1 protein-coding gene is annotated in these 498 nt (G+C 36.9%); it reads right to left on the bottom strand.

The genetic code is table 11. From position 1 onward, the window contains the following. On the bottom strand, positions 1–498 hold a 498-nt coding region (locus AX662_RS09685; RefSeq protein WP_156430711.1), incomplete at both ends, for an SspB-related isopeptide-forming adhesin.

Raw genomic sequence — 498 nt, 5'->3', positions numbered from 1 at the left:
CACGTTTTTCAGTTGGTTTGTTTGGTTTTTCAACAGTCTTGCTTACTGGGTTGTAATAGTTAACAACTTGGGCAGCTGTATTTTCGATGTCTGAACCACCAGGTACATCAGCTTTAACTGTTGCTGGAATATCAAACTTGTAGTAACGTCCAAATTCAAATTTAGTTGTATCAATGATTTGAGTATTTTCTGCGTCGCCAAGTGACTTCGTGAAGCCAGCTTTAAGTGTTGCAGTCATCACACCATTTTCAACTTTAATGTCAAATTTATCAGTGACATCAGCACCAGTTACTGAATCGTAAGCTTTGATTGCTGAACCATCTACATCAACTTTCGTTTCATCAAAGTCATCAGTGATTCCTACAGTTTGAACATTTTCTTTGTTAGTTGCTGAGAATTTAGTTGTATCCAACCATACTTGGTAGTAGATCTTATCTCCGCGGTTAACAGTCTTGGTATTGATGTTTTCTGCTTCGTTATTATCAGCTTTATCTACAT

Origin of the sequence: Streptococcus sp. CCH5-D3 (assembly GCF_001556435.1) — a bacterium.
In the GTDB taxonomy this organism is placed as follows: Bacteria; Bacillota; Bacilli; order Lactobacillales; family Streptococcaceae; genus Streptococcus.
Note: the sequence above shows the minus strand (reverse complement) of the source record. Positions and strands in the feature narration are given on the sequence as shown.